Annotated in this window: 27 protein-coding genes; 11 read left to right on the forward strand and 16 right to left on the reverse strand. The window is 61.5% G+C overall.

Features of this window, described 5'->3' with window-relative positions; translation table 11 throughout:
- The coding region (locus KBY58_RS09470; RefSeq protein WP_255004094.1) for a potassium channel family protein at positions 1-622 on the forward strand (622 nt) is incomplete at its 5' end.
- Here KBY58_RS09470 and KBY58_RS09475 read toward each other — a convergent pair.
- A complete protein-coding gene (locus KBY58_RS09475) occupies positions 609-1,979 on the reverse strand; it encodes an NAD(P)/FAD-dependent oxidoreductase (RefSeq protein WP_255004095.1) in 1,371 nt (456 codons plus the stop codon). The genes KBY58_RS09470 and KBY58_RS09475 overlap by 14 nt on opposite strands.
- Before the next feature lie 92 nt (positions 1,980-2,071).
- Here KBY58_RS09475 and KBY58_RS09480 point away from each other — a divergent pair, with 92 nt between their 5' ends.
- Complete coding sequence (locus KBY58_RS09480) at positions 2,072-2,326, forward strand: Nif11-like leader peptide family natural product precursor (protein ID WP_255004096.1); 255 nt, start codon at positions 2,072-2,074, stop codon at positions 2,324-2,326.
- A 25-nt stretch (positions 2,327-2,351) separates the two neighbouring features.
- Here KBY58_RS09480 and KBY58_RS09485 read toward each other — a convergent pair whose 3' ends face one another.
- The 7 genes from KBY58_RS09485 to hemL are packed head-to-tail and all read right to left on the reverse strand — an operon-like array spanning position 2,352 to position 9,387.
- Complete coding sequence (locus tag KBY58_RS09485; protein WP_255004097.1) at positions 2,352-3,068, reverse strand: ABC transporter ATP-binding protein; 717 nt, start codon at positions 3,066-3,068, stop codon at positions 2,352-2,354.
- Positions 3,065-3,838: an ABC transporter ATP-binding protein gene (locus KBY58_RS09490; protein ID WP_255004098.1), complete on the reverse strand. Its 774-nt coding sequence runs from the start codon at positions 3,836-3,838 to the stop codon at positions 3,065-3,067. Before KBY58_RS09490 ends, KBY58_RS09485 begins: the two co-directional genes overlap by 4 nt.
- The gene (locus tag KBY58_RS09495; RefSeq protein ID WP_255004099.1) at positions 3,835-4,713 is read right to left on the reverse strand and encodes a branched-chain amino acid ABC transporter permease; all 879 of its coding nucleotides are present in this window, start codon (positions 4,711-4,713) and stop codon (positions 3,835-3,837) included. Before KBY58_RS09495 ends, KBY58_RS09490 begins: the two co-directional genes overlap by 4 nt.
- A gap of 6 nt (positions 4,714-4,719) precedes the next feature.
- Positions 4,720-5,652 carry a branched-chain amino acid ABC transporter permease gene (locus KBY58_RS09500; protein WP_254933719.1) on the reverse strand — a complete coding sequence of 311 codons (933 nt, stop codon included), beginning with the start codon at positions 5,650-5,652 and terminating at the stop codon, positions 4,720-4,722.
- A 3-nt stretch (positions 5,653-5,655) separates the two neighbouring features.
- Entirely contained in the window at positions 5,656-6,837 is a 1,182-nt protein-coding gene (locus KBY58_RS09505) for an ABC transporter substrate-binding protein (RefSeq protein WP_255004100.1), read from the reverse strand.
- A gap of 55 nt (positions 6,838-6,892) precedes the next feature.
- Positions 6,893-8,086, reverse strand: coding sequence for an ABC transporter substrate-binding protein (locus KBY58_RS09510; protein ID WP_255004101.1), 1,194 nt, complete (start codon positions 8,084-8,086; stop codon positions 6,893-6,895).
- Entirely contained in the window at positions 8,086-9,387 is a 1,302-nt protein-coding gene (hemL, locus tag KBY58_RS09515; protein ID WP_255004119.1) for a glutamate-1-semialdehyde 2,1-aminomutase, read from the reverse strand. The genes KBY58_RS09510 and hemL overlap by 1 nt, the downstream gene beginning before the upstream one ends.
- A 132-nt stretch (positions 9,388-9,519) precedes the next feature.
- On the opposite strand from hemL, the gene KBY58_RS09520 reads away from it, so the two are divergent.
- The gene (locus tag KBY58_RS09520) at positions 9,520-10,992 is read left to right on the forward strand and encodes an FAD-linked oxidase C-terminal domain-containing protein (RefSeq protein WP_255004102.1); all 1,473 of its coding nucleotides are present in this window, start codon (positions 9,520-9,522) and stop codon (positions 10,990-10,992) included.
- A gap of 3 nt (positions 10,993-10,995) precedes the next feature.
- Here the strand turns inward: KBY58_RS09520 and xth are convergent, their stop codons facing one another.
- Positions 10,996-11,802: an exodeoxyribonuclease III gene (gene xth / locus KBY58_RS09525; protein ID WP_255004103.1), complete on the reverse strand. Its 807-nt coding sequence runs from the start codon at positions 11,800-11,802 to the stop codon at positions 10,996-10,998.
- 89 nt (positions 11,803-11,891) lie between these two features.
- On the opposite strand from xth, the gene KBY58_RS09530 reads away from it, so the two are divergent.
- Positions 11,892-12,227, forward strand: coding sequence for a hypothetical protein (locus KBY58_RS09530; RefSeq protein ID WP_255004104.1), 336 nt, complete (start codon positions 11,892-11,894; stop codon positions 12,225-12,227).
- Here KBY58_RS09530 and KBY58_RS09535 read toward each other — a convergent pair.
- Positions 12,160-13,104, reverse strand: a complete 945-nt coding sequence (locus KBY58_RS09535; protein WP_255004105.1) for a tetratricopeptide repeat protein — start codon at positions 13,102-13,104, stop codon at positions 12,160-12,162. The two genes, KBY58_RS09530 and KBY58_RS09535, sit on opposite strands and share 68 nt — an antisense overlap.
- On the opposite strand from KBY58_RS09535, the gene KBY58_RS09540 reads away from it, so the two are divergent.
- The 6 genes from KBY58_RS09540 to KBY58_RS09565 all read left to right on the forward strand — a co-directional run bounded on the left by KBY58_RS09540 (position 13,103) and on the right by KBY58_RS09565 (position 17,933).
- A complete protein-coding gene (locus KBY58_RS09540) occupies positions 13,103-13,744 on the forward strand; it encodes a hypothetical protein (protein ID WP_255004106.1) in 642 nt (213 codons plus the stop codon). The genes KBY58_RS09535 and KBY58_RS09540 overlap by 2 nt on opposite strands.
- A gap of 34 nt (positions 13,745-13,778) precedes the next feature.
- Positions 13,779-14,453, forward strand: a complete 675-nt coding sequence (locus tag KBY58_RS09545; RefSeq protein ID WP_255004107.1) for a hypothetical protein — start codon at positions 13,779-13,781, stop codon at positions 14,451-14,453.
- A complete protein-coding gene (gene larC, locus KBY58_RS09550; RefSeq protein WP_254933709.1) occupies positions 14,450-15,679 on the forward strand; it encodes a nickel pincer cofactor biosynthesis protein LarC in 1,230 nt (409 codons plus the stop codon). Before KBY58_RS09545 ends, larC begins: the two co-directional genes overlap by 4 nt.
- Complete coding sequence (locus KBY58_RS09555; protein ID WP_255004108.1) at positions 15,676-16,623, forward strand: lysylphosphatidylglycerol synthase domain-containing protein; 948 nt, start codon at positions 15,676-15,678, stop codon at positions 16,621-16,623. Before larC ends, KBY58_RS09555 begins: the two co-directional genes overlap by 4 nt.
- Positions 16,624-16,714: 91 nt before the next feature.
- Positions 16,715-17,332, forward strand: coding sequence for a YqhA family protein (locus tag KBY58_RS09560; protein ID WP_255004110.1), 618 nt, complete (start codon positions 16,715-16,717; stop codon positions 17,330-17,332).
- Between the two features lie 142 nt (positions 17,333-17,474).
- Positions 17,475-17,933 (forward strand): Fur family transcriptional regulator, encoded by a 459-nt coding sequence (locus KBY58_RS09565; protein ID WP_255004111.1) that lies wholly within the window; start codon positions 17,475-17,477, stop codon positions 17,931-17,933.
- A gap of 13 nt (positions 17,934-17,946) precedes the next feature.
- Here KBY58_RS09565 and KBY58_RS09570 read toward each other — a convergent pair whose 3' ends face one another.
- The 3 genes from KBY58_RS09570 to KBY58_RS09580 all read right to left on the reverse strand — a co-directional run bounded on the left by KBY58_RS09570 (position 17,947) and on the right by KBY58_RS09580 (position 19,419).
- Entirely contained in the window at positions 17,947-18,090 is a 144-nt protein-coding gene (locus tag KBY58_RS09570; protein ID WP_254933705.1) for a hypothetical protein, read from the reverse strand.
- A gap of 66 nt (positions 18,091-18,156) precedes the next feature.
- Positions 18,157-19,224, reverse strand: a complete 1,068-nt coding sequence (locus tag KBY58_RS09575) for a CobW family GTP-binding protein (protein WP_255004113.1) — start codon at positions 19,222-19,224, stop codon at positions 18,157-18,159.
- 27 nt (positions 19,225-19,251) lie between these two features.
- Positions 19,252-19,419 carry a hypothetical protein gene (locus tag KBY58_RS09580; RefSeq protein WP_255004114.1) on the reverse strand — a complete coding sequence of 56 codons (168 nt, stop codon included), beginning with the start codon at positions 19,417-19,419 and terminating at the stop codon, positions 19,252-19,254.
- Here KBY58_RS09580 and KBY58_RS09585 point away from each other — a divergent pair.
- A complete protein-coding gene (locus KBY58_RS09585) occupies positions 19,418-20,971 on the forward strand; it encodes an iron uptake porin (protein WP_255004115.1) in 1,554 nt (517 codons plus the stop codon). The two genes, KBY58_RS09580 and KBY58_RS09585, sit on opposite strands and share 2 nt — an antisense overlap.
- 350 nt (positions 20,972-21,321) lie before the next feature.
- Here KBY58_RS09585 and KBY58_RS09590 read toward each other — a convergent pair whose 3' ends face one another.
- From KBY58_RS09590 to KBY58_RS09600, 3 genes are read right to left on the reverse strand one after another with little or no spacing between them, the layout of a single operon-like run.
- Positions 21,322-22,332, reverse strand: a complete 1,011-nt coding sequence (locus KBY58_RS09590; protein WP_255004116.1) for a fatty acid desaturase — start codon at positions 22,330-22,332, stop codon at positions 21,322-21,324.
- Positions 22,333-22,350: 18 nt separating this feature from the next.
- The gene (locus KBY58_RS09595; protein WP_255004117.1) at positions 22,351-23,190 is read right to left on the reverse strand and encodes a metal ABC transporter permease; all 840 of its coding nucleotides are present in this window, start codon (positions 23,188-23,190) and stop codon (positions 22,351-22,353) included.
- On the reverse strand, positions 23,183-23,977 hold the full coding sequence (locus KBY58_RS09600; protein WP_255004118.1) for a metal ABC transporter ATP-binding protein: 795 nt from the start codon (positions 23,975-23,977) through the stop codon (positions 23,183-23,185). Before KBY58_RS09600 ends, KBY58_RS09595 begins: the two co-directional genes overlap by 8 nt.
- Between the last annotated feature and the right edge of the window lie 153 nt (positions 23,978-24,130).

A 24,130-nucleotide genomic window follows, 5' to 3' on the forward strand; every position in this document is an offset into this window, starting at 1 on the left:
ACCTCTGCGGGGCCGGCGAATGCCCTACTGGTTTGACCGTTACTATCGGCTACTTGGCCTAGCGTCGTTTCTTTTTCAACTGATTTGGTTGATTTCGCCTCAGTCGCTTCACTTTTTAAGCGGCTTGCCATTTCTTTTGAGCCTTAGCTGCTTTTTGTTCTGGAGTCTTAAGAGGCTTTTATCTTGCCTGTCCCAGGAAACTTTCATAGGCGCTGATGTCATAGTTGGTGCAGTGGCTGGCTACCTCCTGTTGGGGCTTTGTGGGGGAATTATCTTTAGTGTTATGGAAACTGTAGTGCCAGGTAGTTTTATTAACGTTGATGCTGCTCACGGAAGCCTTTATTTGGCTGATCAGTCTGGTGCCACCTCCCAGCTTGCGGCCTGGTCCTACGACTACTCGCGTATATATTATTTTGCTTTTGTGAGTCTTACCACGGTCGGCTATGGCGACATAGTTCCAGGTACCACAACTTCCCAGATGGCAAGTGTGGCCCTAAGTGTGTGTGGTCCGCTCTATCTGGCCATAGTGATGGGCTTGCTGATTAGCCGCTATACGGTTCAAACTGAAGAGATTGCTGAGGCTGACAGGGAGAACCATAAGGAAAAACCTAAGGACTCGTAGCCCCTTCCGGCAGGCCCACCTCTACGTCCATGTGTTGATTTGGGCGGCCAATAATTAGCATTGCAGCCCGCTCACGGGTGGCAATGGCCCATAGCCATTTGCTCAGTAGGGCGATCCTGTTCTCATTGGCTGGCATGAAGGCAAGGTGGGCTACGGCCCACATCAGCCAGCCGATCAGACCCGTGAATTTGAGGCCCCGCAGATCAGCCACCGCATGCAATGGTCCTATTACGGCCATGCTGCCGAAATCAAACCAACTAAATGCTTTGTGTTGCTCGTTTGCCAGGTTTGCAACTATGTCTGCTGCCACCCAGCCGCCCATTTGCACGGCTGGTCCGGCCATTCCAGGCAGGGGTTTGCCATCGGCGGTGTGGCTATAGGAGCAGAGATCGCCAATGACCCGAATTTCTGGGAATTGGGCGATGGAGAAGTCTGGTTTGACGATTACCCTTCCCCCCTTATCTATGGCGCAGCCGGTGGCATCGGCCAACACCTTGCCCAGGTGGGATGGCTTAACCCCTGCTGTCCAGCAAATTGTGGCCGCTTCAAGGGTTTGCTCTCCCCCACTGGTCGTAAGTACCACTTTCCCTTCGCTTATTTCCTTAACCCTGCCACCTAGAAGTAGATCCACCCCCGCCGATTTGAAATAGGACTCCGCCGATTTGGAGATGGCTGGAGCCATGGCCCGCAGCAGCCGATCGCCCGGGTCTACCAGGGTCACCTTGCAGAGCTCGGGGTTTAATTGTTTGAAATCCCGGCCCAGGGCGTGCTTCATCAATTCATTCAGGGATCCGGCCAGTTCACAGCCCGTCGGTCCGCCGCCCACCACCACCACTGATTGGAGAAACTGGCGGCGTTCAGGATCAGGTGTCTGCTCCGCTTCTTCAAGGGCTGTCAGAACCCGGCGCCGGATTTCATCGGCGTGCTCCAGGATCTTCATCGGGGGGGCTAGGGATCGCCACTCTTCCTTGCCGAAGTAGCTGCTGCCGGAGCCCGTGGCCAGGATTAGGTAGTCGTAGCCGAAGCGTCGGTTGTTAAAGACGATTTCCTTGGCTTTGGCATCAATTTCTGCCACTTCCCCAAGCAGGATCTGCACGTTTGGCGCTTGACCCACCATTTGGCGCAGGGGGCTGGCCACATCCGCCTCTGCCACCAGCCCAGATGCCACCTGGTAGAGGAGGGGCTGGAACAGGTTGAAGTTGCGCTTGTCGATCAGGGTGACCCGCACCGGCTTGCCGATAAGGGCATGGCAGGCCTTCAGGCCCCCAAAGCCACCGCCCACAATCACCACGTGGGGCAGGGATTTGAGGCTGGTATCGGGGGGATCTAGCTCCAGGAAGAAGCGTTCGGGGGCCATCGTTATCGGTTCGTTTGCACAAGGTATCTGGCTTTGCCTGCCTTGGCCCGCCTGGTGCCTGCTAAGACTGGGAACCCAATTCATTTGCTGCCATGTCGGTTGCGTCGATCAAGGCCTTTGTTGACCGTGTTTCCGGCGACGAAGCCCTACGCAGCAAGCTCCATGCCGCTACCGGTGTGGACGACATCGTGGCGATCGCGGCCGACCATGGCCACGACTTGAACAAAACCGTGCTGTTGCGGGAGCACGCCAGGGCCATCGTCGATGCCCATGACCACGAGCTTTCCGGCATTAACAGCTGGGGAGATGCCCTGATGCATGCCTTTGGCGCCACCGATAAGGACTGAATAAGGCCTGTTGACCGACCAAGGCTTACTTGCCTAAGTAGGAGGCCTGCAGGGCTGCGTTGTTTTTTAGGTCTGTTGCGGAGCCTTCCAGGCTGATGCGGCCCGATTCCAGCACGTAGCCCCGATCGGCAATGGCCAGGGCAGCATTGGCGTTTTGCTCCACCAGCAGGATCGTTAGGCCATCGGCATGCAGGGCCCTCAGGGCCTGCATCACCTCTGCCACCAGCTTTGGAGCCAGGCCCAGGCTCGGTTCATCGAGAAGCAACAGGGATGGCCGCCCCATCAGGGCCCGGCAGATCGCCAGCATCTGTTGCTCCCCACCTGAAAGTGAGCCGGCCAGTTGGTTGCGCCGCTCCCCCAGCCGCGGGAACAGGCTGTAGCTGCGTTCGAAGTCGGCTCGGATACCTGCTTTGTCGCGCCGCAGCCAGGCCCCCAATTCGAGGTTGTCGGCGATGCTCTGGCGGGCCAGCACCCGGCGACCCTCGGGGCAATGGCCTATGCCGAGTTTGACTGTGCGCTCGGTGCTGATGCCGTTGATGCAGCCACCGTGCCAGCGAATCGCGCCAGAGGCGGCCCCCACCAGCTGGGAAATGGCCTTCAGGGTGGTGCTTTTACCAGCGCCGTTTGCACCGAGCAGGGTCACCAATTCGCCTTGCATGACCCTTAGGTCGATGCCATGCAGGGCGGTGATGCCGCCATAGCGAACCGTTAGGCCTTCCAGCTCCAGCAATGCCGCTGTCATGGCTGCCCCCCCAGGTAGGCCTCAATCACGGCGGGATCTTGGCGTACCTGTTCTGGGGTGCCGAGGGCAATGCGGCAGCCGAAATTCAGTACCGCCAGCCGGTCGCATAGCCCCAGCATCAAAGGCACGTGGTGCTCAATGATCAACACCGTGAGGTTGAACTGCTCCCGTATCTGCCTGATTAGGTCGCTCAACCCATCCTTCTCATTGGCGTTCATGCCGGCGGCCGGTTCGTCGAGCAGCAGCAGCTCCGGCGAGCTGGCCAGGGCCCTGGCGATCTCAAGGCGGCGGCGGTCGCCGTAGGCGAGGGAGGCGGCATTTTGTTCGCCCAGCTGGCCGATCTCCAGCAACTCCAGGAGGCCCTGGGCCCGCTCCACCAGCTCCCGCTGCTTTTGCCGCGCCAGGCCCGTGCCCAGCAGGGCTGCCCCCCAGGGCACGAGGTCGTGGCGGTGGAGCCCCACCATTACGTTTTCGCGGCAACTCATCGACTGGAACAGCCGCAGGTTTTGAAAGGTGCGGGCGATCCCCAGCCGGGCAATGCGGCTGGCATCAAGGCCGTTGATTTGGCCGCCTCGCCAGAGCAACTCACCCTCGCTGGCGTCAGTGACCCTTGAGATCAAATTGAAAAGGGTGGTTTTACCGGCGCCGTTTGGCCCCAGGAGCCCAAAAATCTCGCCGCTATTGATCTGCAGGTTGATGCCTTTGAGGGCCTGGATGCCGCCGAAGCGCACCCCCAGATTGCGGGTTTCGAGCAGGGGTGGGGAGCTCATCTTTTAGGAAGATTCCCCCTTAGCCAACCCAACAGGGCCGGATTAATTAACCCCTGGGGCAGTAGCAAGGGGCCCACCAGGATCACCAGGCCAAAAACGATTAGACGCAGGTCACCGACCGGTCGCAGGAGTTCGGGCAGGGCGGTGAGCACCAGCCCCCCCAGCACCGGCCCGGCCCAGGTGCGTGAGCCACCAAAGACCACAAAGGCGAGGGTGGTGATGCTGGCGTCAAAGTTGCCAAGCCGTGCATTCCAGCTGTTGAGGAAGTGGGCGCTGATGACGCCCGTGAGGGCCGCCACCACCGCACTGAGCACGAAGGCCACCAATTTGGCCCGTTCCGTATCTATGCCCTGGCAGGCGGCGGCCAATTCGTCGTCGCGGATGGCTGCCATGGCCCGGCCGAGGCGATTGCGCTCCAGCCGATCGCACAGCCAGCAGACCAGTGCCAGCACGGCCAGGCTGAAAACCGCATAGCCGGCGGGATCGTTGAAGGGCTGGGGGATGCCGAAGATTCCCACCGCTCCCCCCAGCGACTCCTGGTTGAGGGTGGTGACCCGCAGAATTTCAACCAGGGCAATGGTGGCGATTGCCAGGTACACCCCCCGGAGCCGCAACACCACCTTGCCGATGCCGGTAGCTAGCAACCCGCAGAGCAGGCCAGCCAGCAGCATCTCCAGCAGCACAGAGCTGATCGGATAGGTGGTATCGCTGCCGCCAAGGGCGCCCACCCGGGTGGAGAGCAGGGCCGCCGTGGTGCCGCCGATCGCATAGAAGCCCGGGGTGGCCAGGGAAAGCTGGCCGCAGCGCAGGGGCAGATAGACCGAAAGCCCGAGCAGGGCCCCTATCAGCATCTGTACAAACAGGCTGGTTTCCATTCCTCCTCAAACCTTGGTGGGCAGAACCTTGCCCAGCAGACCCTGGGGCCGCACCAGCAGCATCACAAACAGAAAGCCGTAGGCCACCACATCGCGATAGCCAGATAGGTCGGCGGGCACGCAGGCCTCTGCCAGGCCAATGATTAGGCCCCCCAGCACCGCCCCGGGCACGCTACCCAGACCGCCAAGTACCAAAACCCCCAGGCCCTTGAGGCCATAGCCAATGCCGAAATAGGGGCCGGCGATGCTGACACTCAGCCCCACCAGGCCGCCGGCAATGCCCGCCAGGAAACCGCTGAGGCCAAAGGCGATTTGGATCATGCGGCCGCTGGGAATGCCTAAAAGCTGGGCGGTGATTGGATCCTCGGAAACGGCCCGGAGCGCCTTGCCGCTGCGGCTCCCATCGATCCAAATGCTCAGAACCACCACCAGGCCAGCTGCCACGGCCAGCAACAGCAATTGGACCGTGCGTACCTGGGCGCCCAGCAGCTGAATCGCCGCCGGCAGGTTCCCCAGGCTTCCGGTGGGGATGGCATAGCTCTCGGCCCCCACCAGCAGCTGGATCAGGTTCACGAGCACCACCCCAGCCCCCAGGCTGGTGATCAGGGCCAGCAGGGGGTCCGCTCCCTGGGCCCGCAGGGGGCGGAAGGCGATGCGCTCGATCACCAGGGCCACGGCCGCCGCCATCAAGCCCGCCAAGGGCAGGGCAAGCCAGAAGGGCAGGGCAAAGGGAAGTTGCAGGCCGGCCAACAGTCCGTTGGCCCCGGCGCCACCACCGATCAGGAAGTAGGTGAAGTAGGCCCCCAGGGTGAACACGGCCCCATGGGCGAAGTTGATCACCCCCAGCACTGAAAACACCAGGGTGTAGCCCAGGGCAAACAGGGCATAGACCGCTCCGGTGGAGAGGCCGTTAAGTAGCAATTGCACCAGGTCTTGCATGGTTTAGGGCTGCAGCACGAAGCGACCACTGCGGCCATCGGCATCCATGCTCACCCGCGCCACGCTGAAGTCGCGCTGCACCACCTCCCCTTCCGGCGAGAAGCGCAGCTCCCCCAGGGGGGTTTGGTAGGTGCCCGCCAGCAGGGTCTTGAGCAGGCGCTGGCGTAGGTCGGCCAGCGGCAGGGAGGTGAGGCTCTGGCCCTTGGGAAGGGTGCCCTTGAGCTTGGCCAGGGCTTCGTGCACCACCTGGTAGCCGGTGTAGGCCTGGGCCGTCACCTGGGGTGGCACGGCATCGGCGGATCGGCCCCGGCGGAACAGCTTTAAAAGGTTGCGGTTGCTGGCGTTGTCGAGGCTGGGGTTATAGGCCTGGGTGATCAACATTCCATCGCAATGCTTCTGGCATACGGGGTAGATGTTTGGGGTGTTGAGCCCATTTCCGGCCACGATTTGTCCCTGATAGCCGAGTTCCCGCAATTGGCGCACCAGGTTGCCGCCGTCGGCCACCAGCGCCGAGATCACCACCAGTTGGGGCCGGCTGCGCAGCACATTGGTGATTGGGATTTGGAAATCGGTGTCGGCCACGGAGGTGCGCTGCACCGCCACCAGATCCAGGCCCTTGGCGCGGATCGCCTTCTGGAAAATCTGCGTTTCCGAGGTGCAGAAGACGTCGTCTTGGGCGAAGAACACCGCAACCCGACGGATGCCCGGGTTGAGTTGCAATGCCTTGGCCAGGGACCGCGGAGCCACCACCGTCACCGGTGAGGCCACCCGGGCCACAAAGGGGCCGAGCTGGGGGATGCCTGGGGCCGTGGTGGAAACCCCGATCACCGGAATCCCGGCCCGGTCGGCCATCGGCATCACGGCAAAGCCCTGCTGGGAAAGGGATGGCCCCAGGATTGCCACTGGTTTGGCGTTGATCAGGCGGCGAAAGGCAACTGTGGCTCCCACTTCATCGCTGCCGGTGTCTTCCAGTTCCAGCTCCAACCTCGGCTGTAGCTGGGCAAACTGCAGCTTCGCCAGATCCAAGCCGGTGCGGGCGTCCTGGCCCAGCAGACCGGCATTGCCGGTGAGGGCGATGCCGGCGCCCAGGCGAAGTTGGTCGCTGCGGTTGCTGCTGCAGCTGGCAAGGGCGGCACCAAGACCCACCAGGGCCAAAGCTTTCTGGACGCGACGCAAGAGATCCATCAGTTCAGGGGAGCCATAAGTTCAGGGGAGCCATAAGTTCAGGGGAGCCATAAGTTCAGGGCAATAAGGCAAATCGACCGCTGCGGCCGCCGGGGTTCATGCGCACCTGGGCCACGAAGAATTCTTTTTGCACCACCTCACCAGTAGGGGTAAAGCTAATTTTGCCTAGGGGGGTCTGATAGGTGCCGCCCAGGATTTCATCCATCAGGGCCTTGCGGGCTGCTGCCACTGTTAGAGATTTGAGTGGTTTTTGGGTGTCAAGTCGGCGCAGGGCTTCGCCGATTACCTGCATGGCGGTATAGGCCTGGGCGGTTAGTTGGGGTGGAATTGTGCTGGCATTGGGGTTGCGGCTTTGGGCCTTAGCAAAGGCGGCAAGGAATACCTGATTGGCAGGATTCTTTAGTTCGGGGCTATAGGCTTGGGCTATCAGGATGCCGTCGCAATACTTTTGGCAGATCGGGTAGATGTTTGGTGTATTCATGCCGTTGCCCACCACGATCATGCCGCGATAGCCCAGCTCCCTCAACTGGCGCACCATGTTGCCCCCATCTACGGCTTGGAGGCTCAACACAATCAGATCCGGTTTCTTGCTGAGGGCAGAGGTGATCTGATTTTGGAAGTCTTGATCGTTCAGCTGGGTGCGCTGCACCGTCACCGGTTTCAGGCCCTTGTTGGTTAGCGCCTTCTGGAAGATCACCGTCTCAGCGGTGCTGTAGGCATCGTCCTGGGCATAGAAAACTGCCGCTCGCCTAATGGCGGGATTGATTTGCAGGGCCTTGGCAATTGAGAGCGGCGCAATTACGGAGCTTTGGGCAGAAACACGGCTAATGAAATGGCCGATTTCAGGTATGCCGGTGGCGGTGTTCGACGGGGCCACCACAGGTACCCCGCGCCGCTGGGCAATGGGGTCTGCTGAAAAAGCTTGTTGGGAGAGGGTGGGGCCAATCAGGGCCAACACGCCCCGATTGATCTGGAGATTGAAGGCAGCGTTGGCGCCAGGCTCATCACTGCCGCTGTCTTCGATCTGCAGGGAGATTGCTTGGCCGTTGAGTTGGGCAAGGGCGAGGTCGATGCCGATTTTTTGGTCTTGGCCATAGACATTGGCATTGCCGGTGAGCGCCAAAACAGCCCCCACCGGTATGCCCTTAGTGAGGTTTACGGGCCCATCCGCAGACCTATTGCTGCAGCCGGCGAGCAGGGCCGTAGCCGCCAGCAACGCAATCAGCTTTGGCCTGAAGCTGCGCCCCATCAGGCGATGGCAGCGAAACTCTCGCGGAAGGCCGCCAGGGTGGCGTCGATGTCGGCGTCGGAGTGGGCCAGGGAGGTGAAGCCCGCCTCGAAGGCACTCGGGGCCAGGTAGACACCCCGCTCGAGCATGGCCCGATGGAGCTTGCCGAAGCGCACCGTGTCGGCGGCCTTCGCCTGTTCGAAGTTGTGCACCGGGCCTTCGCAGAGAAAAAAGCCAAACATCGCGCTGATCGAACCACTGCAGATGGGCAGACCAGCGGCCTTGGCCGCTTCCTGGATGCCGTCGCTGAGACGCTTGGTGATGGTCTCAAGCCGGTCGTAGGTGCCGGGCTGCTTCAGCAGCTCCAGGGTCTTGATCCCGGCGGTCATGGCCAGGGGATTGCCGCTGAGGGTGCCGGCTTGATACATCGGGCCCGCGGGAGCCACCATCGCCATGATGTCGGCCCGGCCGCCATAGGCCCCCACCGGCAAACCTCCGCCAATCACCTTGCCCATGGTGGTGAGGTCCGGGGTGACGCCGAATTTGGCCTGGGCGCCGCCGTAGCTGATCCGGAAGCCGGTCATCACTTCGTCGAACACCAAAAGGGCACCATGCTCCTTGGTCAGTTCGCGGATGCCCTCCAGGAAGCCAGGTTCGGGGGTGATGAATCCGGCGTTGCCCACCACGGGCTCCAGGATTACGCCGGCTATTTCGCCGGGGTTCTCCGCGAAAAGCTGTTTGACGGCCTCTAGGTCGTTGTAGGGGGCGGTGAGGGTGCTGGCGGCGGTGCTGCGGGGCACGCCGGGGGAGTCGGGCAGCCCGAGGGTGGCAACCCCAGAGCCCGCCTTCACCAAAAACATGTCGGCATGGCCGTGGTAACAGCCTTCAAATTTGATGATCTTTTCGCGGCCGGTGAAGGCCCGCATCAGCCTCAGCACCGACATGCATGCCTCGGTGCCGCTGTTGACGAAGCGCACCATCTCCACCGAGGGCACCGCCTCGATAACCATCTCGGCGAGGGTGTTTTCCAGGGCGCAGGGGGCCCCAAAGCTGGTGCCCCTATCGAGGGCTTCATGGAGGGCCGCCAACACCTCTGGGTGGCTATGGCCGCAGATGGCGGGCCCCCAGCTGCCGATGTAATCGATGAAGCGGTTGCCGTCCACATCCCAGGCGTAGGCGCCTTTGACCCGATCGAAGATCAGGGGTTGGCCCCCAACCGACTTGAACGCCCGCACCGGTGAGCTGACGCCACCTGGCATCAGCTTTTGGGCGGCACTGAAGAGTTCCTGGGAACGGGAGGTGTTCAAGGCAGCAGCCGACACGGGAGCCGAGGTCAAGGGGGAAAGCCAGCGAAAGACCGCCGCCCATCTTGACCCAGAACCGGCAATAACGGTTACTAGTTAGGTTGATCCCGAGTTGAGCCCACCAAAATTGGCGGGTTGGGGCGAGAACAATTGGGCATTAATTGGCCAGCTCTAGAACGCCAACTGCGCCAACTGCTGCCCCAGAGGGCAGTGGTGTCAGCCAGGCAGGAGCTGCTTTCCTACGACTGCGACGGCCTGACCCTTAGCCGTCACCAGCCGCCCCTGGTGGTTTTGCCAGAAACCACAGCTGAGGTGTCAGCGGTGCTGGGGCTCTGCCATCGCGAGGGGGTGCCCTTTGTGGCCCGGGGCAGTGGCACGGGCCTTTCCGGTGGGGCCGTGGCCGAAACCGAATGCCTGGTGATCGCCACCAGCCGCATGCGCCGGGTGCTGGCAATCGACCTGCCCAATCGACGCATCACCGTGCAGCCAGGGGTGATCAACAACTCGGTAACCCGGGCCGTGGCGGGCGATGGCTTTTATTACGCCCCCGATCCCTCCAGCCAGGTGGCCTGCAGCATCGGCGGCAACATCGCCGAAAACTCCGGGGGGGTGCACTGCCTCAAATACGGGGTCACCAGCAACCACGTTTTGGCGATGGAAGTGGTTTTGCCCGATGGCAGCGTGATCCAGTTGGGCAGCGAGCTCGATGAGGCCCCAGAGCTTGATTTACGCGGAGCTTTTGTCGGTAGTGAGGGCACCCTGGGTGTGGCTACGGCCATCACCTTGAGGTTGCTGCGCAAGCCCCAGAGCGTGGCCGTGCTGCTGGCCGATTTCAGCTCGATGGAGGCCGCTGGTGAGGCGGTGCGGCTGGTTACGGCGGCAGGGGTGCTGCCGGCCGGGATGGAAATGATGGATCGCCTCTGCCTGGAGGCCGTGAACAACGCTTTTGGGATCGAGGAATACCCGGCCGATGCGGCGGCTGTGCTGTTGATCGAGCTCGATGGCCAGGAGCGGGAGGTGGCCGAAGCAGTTGAGCTGGCCACCGATTTTTGCCGCCAGGCGGGGGCCCGTTCGGTGCGGCAGGCCTGGGATCAGGCCGAACGGGATTTGCTCTGGAAGGGCCGGAAGTCGGCGATTTCCGCCCTGGGCCGCAGCTACCCCAATTACTACCTCCAGGACGGTGTCGTCCCCCGCAGCGCCCTGCCCCAGGTGTTGGCGGCGATCGAGCAGCTCAGCCAGAGCTATGGCCTGCCAGTAGCGAATGTGTTCCATGCCGGAGATGGCAATCTCCACCCCCTGATCCTCTATCGGGCCAATGAGCCGGGGATCAAGGAGCGGGTCCAGGAACTCGGTGGCGCAATCCTGCGCCTGTGCGTCGATGCCGGCGGCAGCATCACCGGTGAGCACGGGGTGGGCTCCGATAAGCGTTGCTACCTCGATTGGATGTACAGCAGCGACGACCTGGCCACCATGCAGTTGGTGCGTCAGGCCTTTGATCCGCTGCGCAGGGCGAATCCGGGCAAGATCTTCCCCACCCCCCGCAGCTGCGCCGAATCGGCCAGGCGAGTCGAGGTGTTGGCGGCCGAGGGGGTACGCCTGCCGGCAGGGGCAGAGGTTTTTTGATTTTTATTCCTCTGGCGGCCAGGCCAGGTTGACCACTACGGGGGCATGGTCACTGGGTTGGATGTTGCCTCGGGTGGCCTTGTGGATCACGCAGCCAGTGGCGCAGTCGAGCAGCTCTTCGCTCAGATAGATGTGATCGATCCGCCAGCCCCTGTCGCGGTCCCAGGCGCCGGAGCGGTAATCCCACCAGCTCCAGTGGCCAGTGTCCGGTTCGAAGACTCGAAACACGTCGCTGAGGTTTTCCCCGAGGGCCTCGCGCAGGGCCTCGCGCTCAGGGGTGCTGGCCATGATGCCGCCGGTTTGGCGGCCTGGGTCCGGCAGATCCCGCGCCTCAGGGCCAATGTTGAAGTCGCCCACCATGCAGAGGGGGTCGCCCTGGTCGCCCTGGATTGCCAGATAACGCTTCAGACAGCCCAGCCATTCCAGTTTGTAGGGGTATTTCTCCGAATTGAGGGCTGAACCGTTTGGCACATAGAGATTGAGCACCCTGACCCCTTCCACCAGGGCGCTGATCACCCGCTTCTGTTCGCTCAGTTGGGCTGCCCCGGGATCACCGCTCAGCAGGGCATCGAAGCCGATTTGCACATCCTCCAGGGGAGAGAGGCTGAGCATGGCGACGCCGTTGTAGGCCTTCTGGCCACTGATCGCCAGCTGGTAGCCGAGGTCTTCAAAGGCACTGCGGGGGAACAGCTCATCGGTCACCTTGGTTTCCTGAAGGCAGAGCACATCGGGGCGTTCCTGCCCGAGCCAGGCCACCACCTGGTCAAGGCGGGTGCGAACTGAATTGACGTTCCAGGTGGCAATCCGCATCAAAAAAACAAATAAACGGAACTGTCGGGTCCCGTGGGGTCCCCTAGCATCGGCCCATAAGCGGGGGTGCTGCCATGGAAGGGTGCCAAATGGGTAGATCGTTTGTGGTGCTTGGCGTGGGCACCTTGATGGGGTTTGGTTTGGCCACGGCCCAGTCGGCTTTGGGCCAGCCAGCTTCGGGCTCCGGCCAGACCTACTCCAGCCCCCAGATGCAGCGGGAGCTCGATTACGGCTCCGGCAAATCCCAGGACACCAACATCTTCAACACGGCCAATCCGATTGACCTGATGAACAAGTTGCGCAAAAACAGTGCCATGGATGAGGCCACCAACCCGTCCGATGCGGTGGATGCGGCCCTCAAGGGTTTTGACGCCCCGGCAACCCCTGCCCCGAAGGCTGGTTCAGCCCAGGTGAAGGCGCCTTAGCTCCAGGCCCTCCAGCAGCCAGGCCCTCCAGGCCCCAGGCCGTGGCCAGCCCGTTCCAGGCCGCCTGGTTTTTGGCAGGCACCCTTTGACGGGCCAGCTCTAGGGCCTTCTGGGCGCCGCTGTTGTCGCCCCGTTGGCGCAGCAGCAGGGCCATGGCCAGTTGGGGGCGGGGATCCTTGGGGAAGGCGGCGGCCAGCTTGACCAGCAGGGCCTGGGCCTGGCCCCCTTGGCCCTGGCGTTCGAGCACATTCGCCAGCAGCAGCCCCAGGTCAAGGGCCTGGGGCTGTAGTTGGGGCTTGCTTGCCCCATCAAAGGCCGCCTGCAGCTGGCTGATGGCCAGCACTCCCCGGCCCGATTCCACCTGCAGCAGGGCCATCAACTGCAGGGCCTGGATGTTGTTGGGATCTTGGTTGAGCAGTTGGCGCACTTCCCTTTCAGCGCCTGCCCGATCGTTTTGGGAGCGGCGCAGTTCCGCCAGCACCAGCCGCAGGCCCGGCCGCTCCGGTTGTTGGTCGGCCAGCCGCTCGGCCAGCAGGGTGGCCTCCGCCTGGCGATTGAGGCCAATCAATAGCTCCAGCAGCCGTTGCTGATCGGCGGCAGAGGCGTTGCCGCGGTCGAGCTGGCTCTGCAAATCGGCCACCTGGCGCCCCAGGGCCTGCTGTTGGCTGGCCCTGCCGGGGGGCGATTGCAGTTGACCAAGCCACCAGCCCCCGACCAGGCCCAGGCCCACCAGGCACCCGGCCCCAAGCAATAGCCAGCGCTTCAGGTGGGACGGGGCAGGGGCCATCCGGTGGCGGGTGTGCAGCTGGCTCCAGTTTGCCTTGGCCGCCGTGGCCCTTGCGCCCACTGACATTTGGACGCTTACACTGGTAGCCATGCGTCACCATCCGATTTCCCCGGTCACCGAACCGATGCAGTACCGGGCCATTGGCGTGGTGCGGGGGATTTACGTGCCTGCCGATCCTGCCCAGCTCACCCGGGGGATGATTCGCACCGCAGATGGCAGTGAAATAGAGGCCGTGGTCTTAGGACGCCTGCTCACCTTGATGAAGCGCCACCTCAATCTCGAGGAACCCCATCTCTGGGTCGTATATCCCCGCTCCCGTGAGGAGGCTGGCCTGCATCTACAGATGGTCGGCGTTTGGGAGCCCAGCACCCTGGCAGATGCGGAAGCGAGCGACCAAATCCCCGAGGGCGACGACTACCTCTCTATCCGCGGGGAGCTGATCTACACCCGCCCTGAAACTGGCGATTTGGTGATCAAGGTGCGGCAAATGCCCCGGCCCGATGGCAGTAGGCCCGTGCCGTTCAAGCTGCAGTTGAAGGGCGATGTGCCCCTGGAGCACCTGCGCCACTTCGTGGATCTGAATGTGCGCCGCCAGGGCGAATTGCTACAGGTCGAAGCCTGTGAAGTGGTGGGTCCGGTGGCCCAGCGCGGCAACCGGGGCGGCAAGAAACGTCCCCCTGCGGCCGGTGGTGCCAGAAGTGCCACCAAGACTGCCAGGCCCAGTCGCTAGGCGATCGGGTGCAAACCAGCCCTAGCCCACTCGCATGAAACAACCGCTGGGGGCTGGCTTCGTGGTTTTTGGGGTCACAGGCGTTGCGGTGGTTGGGCCCCTGCTCGGACTATCACCCGCCTGGATTGCCCTGGCTGCAGGCTTTGGTTTGGCGGCCCTCACCGTGGATGCGGCCCGTTTTGGTGGCCGCGGCGGCCATCTCTTGGCCGAGGCCCTACCTGGCGGTGAAGCCCGGTTGCGCCGCATTGCGGTCCACGAAGCCGGCCATGTTTTGGTGGCGGGCCATGAGCAGATGCCGGTGGCCCAGGTGCTGGTGGGCAGCCTGGCCTGTCTTCAGGCAGGCCTGCAGAGCAATGGCTGCACCCAGCTGGAGCCGCCGGCCCACGCCAAGTTGGCGCCAGCGGAGTTGCGTCGCTGGAGTCGGGTGCTGCAGGCGGGCATGGTGGCCGAACAGCTGGTCTATGGAGAGAGCTTGGGCGGGGCCGATGACCGGGCCCTTTTGGGCCGCCTTTGGGGCCTTTCCGGCCAGGATGCCCAGATGGCCCAACTGGAGCAACGCCGGGCCCGCCGGGAGGTGGAGCAGTGGTTGGGGCAACGCCAGGCCGAACTGGAGTCTGAGGCTGAACTGCTGCTGCAGATGGCTCCCCGCCTAGTGCGTTCCCAGCCTGCTGCCATGCCTGCTTCCCAGCCGCCGGAGTTGGAGCGATGAGTCGGCTGGCCATAGTTGATTGCCCCTCTGGCCTGGCCGGCAACATGTTGCTGGCGGCCCTTTTCGATCTCGGATTGCCGCAGCAGGTGGTGGACCTACCCCTGGCGGCCCTGGGGCTGGAGCGGGCCTATCGCCTCGGGCTGGAGGAGCGCCAGAGCGCCGGTTTGCGGGGCTTGCACCTGGAGGTGACCCCGCTCGAGCAGCAGCCACCCCACCGGCATTGGTCCCAACTACGCCTGCAGATCCAGCAGGCAGCCTGGCCCGAGCTTCTGAAAAGCAAGGTGCTCGAGGTTTTTGGCCTGCTGGCCACGGCTGAGGCGGCAGTCCATGGCATCGAGCCAGAAAAGGTGCATTTCCACGAGGTGGGAGCGGTGGATTCCCTGGTGGATGTGGTGGGGGTGTGCGCCGGCCTAATCCATTTCGGCGTGGACGGGCTTGTTTGCACCCCCCCTCCAGCCGGCCATGGCTCGGTTCAAACGGCCCATGGAATCCTGCCCCTGCCTGCCCCTGCCGTACTGGAGCTGGCCCGCCTCAAGAAGGTGCCCCTGGCCAGCAGTGGCTCCTATCCAGCGGGGGAACTCACCACCCCCACGGGGCTGGCGCTGGTGGCCTGCTGGGTTCAAAGCTTTAGTCAGGCCCCCGACCATGTGCCGGCTTCGATTGGGGTGGGTTTGGGTAGTCGTCAGTTCGCCGTAGGTGCCGATCAGCCCCCCCGCCCGAACCTGTTGCGCATCACCCTGGCCTCCCCGCCCCAACTCCTGGGGCAGCGAGAAGCTGGCGATAGCGCCCAGCCCAGCCTGGAAACCCTGGTGGTGCAGCAGGCCCAGGTGGACGATGCGACCCCAGAGGATTTGGCCTATCTGCTCGAGAGGTTGCGTCAGGCGGGCGCCCTGGAGGTTTTTAGCCAGGCGATTGCGATGAAAAAGGGCCGGCCGGGCCAGCTGGTGACGGCCCTGGTGCGACCGGAAATGGCCGCTGAGCTGCGCCTGCTTTGGTGGCAGCACAGCAGCAGCCTGGGCCTAAGGGAGAGCACCCAAAACCGCTGGGTGCTGCCCCGCCGCAGTCGCAGGCTGCAAACCCCCTGGGGGGAGGTGGGGATTAAGGAGGCCCTGCTGCCCGATGGCCGTTGGCGAGCTAAGGCAGAACATGCCGACTTGGTGGCCCTGTCGGAAAGCCAGGGGCTTGCCCTCGACCAGGTCAGGGCGGCGGTGGAGGGACTGCTGTGAAGCTTGCGGCGCTGGATCTGAAGAAGTGGATTTCGCTGCTGAGTGCTGGCTTTTTGCTGGCGGCCCTGGTGGGCCATGGGCGGCAGCTGTTGCAGTTGAGCCTTGATGGCCAGGGTTGGTTGTGGTTGTTGCTGGGGGTGGGCCTCAGCCTGCTCAGCCTGGTGGCCAATGGCCTGGCCCTGGGGGTGGTGCTCCAGTGGTTGGGCCTGATCCCCCGCTGGCAGGCCCTGGTGCTGGCCTACCTACAAACCAACCTGCGCAAGTATTTGCCAGGCGGGATCTGGCACCTCAGCGCCAGGGTCAACCTTTTGCGGAGTGCGGGTGCCCCCTTGGCAGCGCCGACATCGGGGGGCGTGGCCCTGTTGGCCGTGTTGCTCGATCCCCTGGTTGCCGCTGTTATGGCCCTGGCCCTGGTGGCCTTGGGTGGTTTGCAGGGGGGCTTGGGCCTGCTCTGCCTACTGCCCCTGCTGCTGCTCTTGCCCCGCTGGCTGAATCCCCTGTTGGCGTGGCTGGAAAGGCGCCGGGCCCCTGAGCTGGCATTGGAAAATTGGCAGGGCCTGGTGGACCAATCTCCCCGGCTGCCCAGCTACCCCTGGCCCCTGCTGCTGGCCCAGCTGGGTTTTGTCTTGCTGCGCTTTGCGGGCTTTGCCTGCTGCGTGCTGGCCTTTGATTTGCAGTGGTCCCTGGAATGGACCGGCTGGTTGGCGGGCTTCGCCCTGGCCTGGACCGCCGGCCTGGTGGTGCCAGGGGCCCCGGGGGGGCTGGGGGTGTTTGAGGCCGTGTTGCTGCTGAGGCTGGGCTTTGCCGTGCCAGAAGCCCCGATCCTGGCCATCGCCATCAGCTACCGGCTGGTGGTGAGCCTGGCCGATTTACTGGCGGCCTCCACTGCCCGCCTTGATGCAGCCAGGATCAATGGTGGGAGTTCTGGTGTGGATCGAAGCTAAAGCCGGTCATTGCAAAATTTGTGCCGTCAAATTAATAAATCCCAATTTATTTGAGGTGCCCTTGTGATGGCTGATTAGCTCGGTTATTTGTTTGGGCGCGGTTGAATTAGCAGCTATGCTGCAGAAAGAAGTTGATTTTCCGATGCAGGAAGTTCCCCAGGTCCCCAGGCGCTCCAGGCTTGCCAAGCAACTCGAGTTGCGCCTAGAACGCATGATTTGGCGGTTTCGGCTGATTGCAATTGTGCCGGTGTTGATGAGCCTGCTCAGCACCCTGCTGACCTTTGCCATCGGCACCCGTGAGATTTTTTATTCGATCGGTGTTTACTTTGAAAAGCCGGGAGGCCATGCAGAAATCTCTTACTACAAGGCTTTGGCTGGGGTGGTTTCTGGCATTGATTTTTATCTGATTGGGGTTGCTTTGTTGATATTCGGCTATGGACTCTATGAATTGCTGCTTTCGCCGCTAGATGCCTATCGCGAGGAGACCAACCATGCCGATGGTTCGGGTCTACTAGATATCAAGAATCTCGATCAGCTCAAGGAAAAGCTGGTCAAGGTGTTGATCGTGGCGTTGATTGTGTCGGCTTTCAAGGCCATGCTTTCGATTGAGGTTAAAGATGTGCAAACACTGGCCTATTTCTGCCTTTGTGTGTTGGCGCTTGCCCTGAGTAGTTTCCTGCTTTCCCTAAAGGTTGAGAAAAAGCACTAATTCGCCAAAAATCAACCACCTTTTTTCCACGGTTTCCTACGTGAAGACGGTGCAGGCGGTAAAGACTGAGGAGTCGGTGGAGGCGGTGGCGTTTATTCGCAACTGTGCCTATTGTTGAGAAGTTCCAGCCCAGCCCAGTGCCGTGCCTTCGCCAGCCAGCCCAGTCGGCAGCACCACGGGACTGCGCTCCAGCCTGCATGACCGCGGCCAGCGCCTAACCCCCCAGCGCCAAAAGGTGCTCGAGCTTTTTGAGCGAATCGGCGAAGGTAGCCATCTCGGTGCGGAGGAGGTGCACCAACGTTTGCTGCGCAGCGAGGAGAGGGTTTCGCTGGCAACGGTTTATCGCACCCTGCGTTTGCTGAGCGGCATGGGCCTGCTGCAGGAATTGGAGCTCCCGGAGGGGGGTCGGCGTTTTGAGTTGGCAAGCGATGCTCACCGCGACCACCACCACCTGGTGTGCGTTCGCTGCGGTCGCACTGAGGAATTTGAAAACACTGAGGTGTTGGCAGCTGGCGAACAGGCTGCTTGCAGCCATGGTTTTCGCCTACTGGAGTGTGTTCTAAACGTGCGAGCCCTTTGCCCAGATTGCGCTGCTGGCTAGGGGCCTGGAAGGTCTAGCGGTTCTGGCGCACTCGAACTGGCACCAGCACCGGCTGCATCAGGCCGCCGCCGCCATTGTCGTCGTCGGAGTCGGCGGTGAGCAGGAAGGCCAGGGCCAGCACAGCCAAAACCCCGGTGAATAGGAGCAGTTCGGCCATGACTTACCTGCGAGATGTGACAAATCTAGTCGGTTTCGACTGAAGTGGTGTAGCAACCGTTCCCCTTTAGCTGAACCCCTTGCCGGCATTTTTGGCCACGCAGGCTTGCAGTTGCTGGCGCAACTTGGCGTGATCCAGCTTTTTGCCGATTAAAACGATTTGGTTTTTGCGCTCCTGGCTGGGCCAATCGGAATCGTCGATCGAAAAGCGTTTGCCGGCCAGGTGAAACACGTGGCGCCGCTCACTTTCGTTGAACCAGAGGATGCCTTTTGCCCTGAAAACCGAGCCAGGCAGCTGGTTGTCGAGGAAGTTTTGGAATTTGCGCAGGGCAAAGGGGCCCTCTGCTGCAAACGACAGGGAAGTGAACCCCTCAATCGCCTGGTGATCTGGATGGTCGTGATGCTCGTGCTGGTGATGGGCGTGGTCGTGATGCTCATGCCCATGCTCATGGACGCATTCACCGTGGTCGTGGTCGCAGTCGTCGTGGTTTTGGGCGACCACCACCTTGTCGCTCTCAAATAGGCCCACACTCAGCAACAGCGCCAGGGAGACCTCCCCTTTGACCGACCGCAGGATGCGGGCATCGGTTTTGATTTCCCGCAGCTGTTTTTCAAGGGCACCTAGGCGTTCCTCCTCCACCAGGTCGCACTTGTTGAGCAGCAGCATGTCGCTGTAGACGATTTGGGCCCTGGCAACCTCCCCCTCCAGCAGCTCATCGCTGAAGTTTTCGGCGTCTACCAGGGTGATGATCGAATCGAGCCGGGTCTGGTCGCGTAGGTCGCTGCCCAGGAAGGTCATCGCCACGGGGAGGGGGTCGGCGAGGCCCGTGGTTTCGACCACCAGGTAGTCCACGGGATCGGGGCGATCCAGAATTCGATAAACGGCTTCCAGCAACTCTCCGTTTATGGAGCAGCAAATGCAGCCATTGCTCAGCTCCACCATGTCTTCGCCGGTGGCCACCACCAGGTCGTTGTCGATGCCGATTTCACCAAATTCATTCACCAGCACGGCGGTTTTTAGGCCCTGCTGATTGCTGAGGATGTGGTTCAGCAGGGTCGTTTTGCCCGCACCCAGGAAGCCGGTAAGGATCGTTACGGGTAGGGGCTTGGCGCTGGCGGTGCTGCTGGGGCTCATGGATCGGGTGTGCCGCTTACCTAAACCTTAGGAAGCGAGGTGGCGGTAGGGGCTTTGCCATCCCCAATCTCTGCCGGGCCGGTAGCTGGGGCAGGTGTCCAAACCCTCGCATTCACCTCCCCTAGGGGCTCCGTAGGGGAGGTTTGCCGCATCATTGCGCCAGCGCATTGCGCCAGCTCGTGTGAGGACCACCATGAAATTGTTTAAGCAGCTGCTGGTTGCTCCTGCTGTTCTGGGCCTGCTGGCTCCCCTGGCACCTGCTGCCATCGCCGACGAGCAAGTCACCAGCATCGGCCAGTTCTCTGACGTCAAGCCCACCGGCTGGGAATACCAGGCCCTTTCGAACCTGATCGAGCGCTACGGCTGCGTCGCCGGTTATCCCAACGGCACCTACAAGGGCGGCCAGGCGATTACCCGCTTTGAAGCAGCTGCCCTGCTCAACGCCTGCCTTGATCGCGTTACCGAGACCACCGACGAACTGAAGAAGCTGATGAGCGAGTTCCAAAAGGAGCTCACCATTCTTAAGGGTCGTGTTGATGGTCTGGATGCCCGCGTAGGCACCCTGGAAGCTAATCAGTTCTCCACCACCACCAAACTGTCGGGTCTGGCCACCTTTGTGGTGGGGGGAGTTTCTTATTCGGGAAGTGCGTATAATTCAAGCGCAAACACAGTGAATCGTAGTGGCGGTAGATCTGCCGTTACAAATGTCAATTCAAATGTCACTTTTAACTATGACCTTCAGCTGACCCTGGATACCAGCTTTACGGGTAAGGATCTTCTGAGGACTAATCTGCGGGCCGGGAACTTCGGTTCGAGTGCTTTTGGAGGTGAGCCCCATGGTGTAGGCAATTCAGCCGAATTAGAGATTGCCTTCGAAGAAGACTCCGGCGCCGATGCTTTGGGCATCGACAAACTCTATTACCAGTTTCCGATTGGCAAGCAGTTCACGGCCACATTCGGAGCTCGGGTGGGCCAAGAAGATATGTTGGCCCTCTGGCCCAGTGTTTATCCTGCCGATACGGTACTTAACCTGTTTACGGTTAATGGTGCTCCCGCCGCCTATAGCAAAAACCTTGGCGCTGGTGCCGGTCTCTGGTGGCAAAATAAGGGCTGGAGTGTGAGTGCAAACTACGTATCTAACAACGGATCTGATTCTTCTAAGGGTCTGTTTACCGAGAATGCAGGGGGTACGGCGACTGTTCAGCTTGGCTATCAACAGGAGCAGTGGGGACTGGCTGCAATTTGGTCCTATGTGCAGCCCCTCACCCAGTTTGTACCTGGCACAACACCCTTGGTTCATGGTTCCATTGACCATGGAGAAGCTGTTGGCGCCCAAACCAATGCGTTCGGGTTAAGTGGCTTCTGGCAACCGCTGAAAAGCGGTTGGGCCCCATCCATAAGCGTGGGCTGGGGCATTAACAACACAACCTATAGCGTTGCCACAACTGGTAGGCCCAGTGTTAGCCAATCCTGGATGGCGGGCCTGCAGTGGACAGATGTGTTTGCCAAGGGCAATGATTTTGGTTTCGCCCTTGGACAGGCCGTATTCGCCACCTCATTAACCGGTGGAGCAACGCCCAACGACAGCAACTATGCCTTTGAGTGGTGGTATAAAATCCAGGTTACCGATAATATCAGTATTACTCCAGCCCTGTTTTACCTGAATCGCCCTTTGGGTCAGAGAACACCCGCCGACGAAAGTTTCCACGCTCTGGGGGCCTTGGTTAAGACCACCTTCAAGTTCTGATCTTAGATTATGGGGTAATGGTGGCGGGGGAGCTGTCGCTCGGAGCTGGAGTTTCTTTGCTGTTGGAATTGATTGTTTTTTCGTGATTGGCATGCCCTGGCCTAGGCGGTTTGCGGTAGGCGCCGGATCCCCCACCTCCGCAAGCCACTAATTCGTCTGCTTGGGCTGGCGAGCTGTGTGTTGGGGAAAGCGCCGCCATGGATGGGGACGCGATCAAGGTAGAGCTGCCTAGAAAGAGGGCAATAATCTTGAACATGGCATTTGGATTGCTTGGTGTTTTGAGTTTAGGTTTTTTTGAATCTTTTCGATCCATAGGCTGTTAATCAAAACACTTCTTTTGATCAGATTGCCTAATTAGTCGCAATGGCTACTAGCCGTTGGTTGTCCCTGTCCCAGAGCCTAAATTTTGAGCAACCAAGCATGGTTCCCAGTTTGAGTTTGGGCACCTCCTTGAGTAGGTGGGCATTGGCCAGGTGGGCGGCCCTGAGGTTGTAGTTGGGGATTCGCTCGGATAGGTGGTGGATATTGTGGTAGCCGATATCAGCCGTAAACCAGTTCAATAGGGCTGGTAGTACCAGGTAGCTGGTGCCGGATAGGGCCCCCTCTAGGGAGTTCCAGCCTTCGGTGCGATGGGCATAGGTGCCCTCGAAAATATGCTGCACAAAGAAGATCCAGATAAAAAACATGGCGGCAAATGTCAGGGTCAAGCTATACATGCCCAGAATCAATCCGTAGCCCCAGGTGTTGCCGGCCAGAATCAAAATGCCAAATACGCAGATGTTATTGAGCAGTAGGTCCCAAAATTCTGGGTCCTTGGAAATTTTCCCGGTGCGAAGGGCTTTGGCTAGTTCCTGCAGTAGGGATAGGCGCGGTTGGAGTGCAAGGTAAAAAAAGCCGCCTGGAATGGCCATCAATGGGTGGCGCAGGAATCCGTAGAACCATTGCTGCCGGCGGCTGAGCTCGGCAAATTCCTGGGTGGAGAGGAAGTCGGCCACGCCGCGGTAGCGCTCCCAGTCGCCGTTGGTGCGGTGGTGGTAGGCGTGGTCCTTTGACCAGGCCAATTGGGGCATTGCATTGATTAGTCCGAGCAGAAAGCCTGCAATGCGGTTTAGCTGGGGGCTGCGAAATAGGGATTGGTGCCCGCAGTCGTGCATTAGCGAAAAGCAACGCAGGGCAAATAGCACCAGCACCACCCCTATTAGGGGCAGGGCCCAGACGGCATGCTGGGCGGCCTGAATGGCCAGGGCCCAGGCGGCTAGGTAGGGCCCAATGGTGTTTAAAACCTGGAGGGCGCCGCGGCGGTTGCTGCTGCGGACATAGGGAGCAATAACAAAGTCGCTTCGCCGGATTTTGGTGCCCATGGCAGCGAACCTAGGGGACTAGCTACTGGCGGCGGCGAATCGCCTCCGGCTGGTGAGCGCGAGCGCCAATAAAAAGCCGCTGAACTGGACGATCACCACACAGGGGCCGGAGGGCAGGTTGGTGAGGCCGGAACCGAGTAGGCCGAGTAGGGCACAGCTGCCCCCCAGGCCCGCCGATATCAGCACGTAGACGGGGAAGCGCCGGCTCAGCAAGCGGGCGGCGCAGGCTGGGATCACCACAAAGGCGCTGATTAGCAGTACGCCGACGGCCTTAATTGACACTGCCACCACCACCGCCAGCAGGATGATGAAGGCGAGGCGATGGCGGTTTGCCCGCACCCCTAGGGCTCCAGCTAGATCGTCGCTGAGGGTAAGCAGCACCTGGGCCCGCAGGCTCAGCCCCAGGTAAACAGTTGCCGCAACTAGAAGCAGGGCAATTACGCCCAGATCGCTCCAGCTGATGCCGAGGATGTCGCCAAATAGCAGCTGCTGGATGCCGCCCCGGTAGGTCTCCACCAGGCTCAGGGCCACCACGGCGAAGGCCAGGGAGCTCGAATAGACGATATTGAGCAGGGCATCGGCGGGCAGCCCACTGCGGGCCACCAATTGGTTCACCAGCAGGGCAAAAAGCACGGCGAAGGGAATCAGCACCAGGGTGGGGTTGACCCCTAGGAGGATGCCGATGCTGATCCCGAGCAGGGCCGAATGGCCGAGGGCATCGCTGAAGAAAGACAGTTGCCGCAGCACCGCAAAGCTTCCCAGCAAACCTCCCAGGCCGCCGGTGAGCAGGCCACCCACCAGGGCCCGCTGCATGAACGGCTGGGTCAGCACCTCCGCCACCCCCGAGGCATCAACCATGGTTTTCCTTGCTGGGGGTGTGGTGTTGGTGGCGATAGGGCACCACATTGGCCCCATAGAGCTCCGCTAGGCGCGCCGAGCTCAGGGCATGGTCTGGGCTGCCGCTACAGCGCAGCCGGCGGTTCAGGCAAAGCACCTGATCAGAGCTGCGTCTGACCATGTCGAGGTCGTGCGACACCTGCAGCACGGTCCAGCCCTCCTGGCGGCGCAACTCCAGCAACAACTCCTGAAACTGCTCGCTGGAAGGGGCATCGAGGCCGGCCTGGGCCTCATCTAGCACCAACAGTTGCCGGGGCCGCACCACACAAAACGCCAACAGCACCCGCTTGAGCTGGCCACCGGAGAGCTCGTTCAACAACCTGTCCGCCAGATCGGAGCAGGCTGTGCGTTCAAGGGCCCCAGCCACTGCCTGGCTGCGGTGCCGGCCCCCAAGCCAGGCCAGGTTTGGGCCGGGTGGATCAAAGCCAAAGCCCACGAATTCAGCCACCGTCAGGGGAAAACGTCCCTGGAGCGCCAGGGTCTGGGGCAAGTAGGAAATCTGGGCGCGCACCGAACGGGGCAGCTCTCCAGCCGGACCCATTTGCTGGCCGAGGATTTGAACAGTGCCAGCGGATCTGGGCAGCAAGCCGAGCAGGGCGGCCACTAGCGTGCTTTTACCGGCCCCATTGGGCCCCACCAGGGCCGTGTCCGTTTCTGGGTCGAGCTGAAAGCTCACCCCATCCACGGCCAATTGGCCATCGCGCTGGACACTTAGGTCCTGCACCTGTACCACCGGTTGCTGCCCCATCAGTGATCAACCACCAAAGGCCTGGATCAGGTCGGCCACGTTGCGCCGCATCACTTGAAGATAGGTACTGGGGTTGTCGGCGGCCAGGGCTGCGCCGGTTTCGAGGGGGTCAAACACACTGATTTTTACCCCCAGGTCTTGGGCCAGGGTATT

The organism is Cyanobium sp. HWJ4-Hawea, from assembly GCF_024345815.1.
Taxonomy (GTDB): Bacteria; Cyanobacteriota; Cyanobacteriia; order PCC-6307; family Cyanobiaceae; genus Cyanobium_A.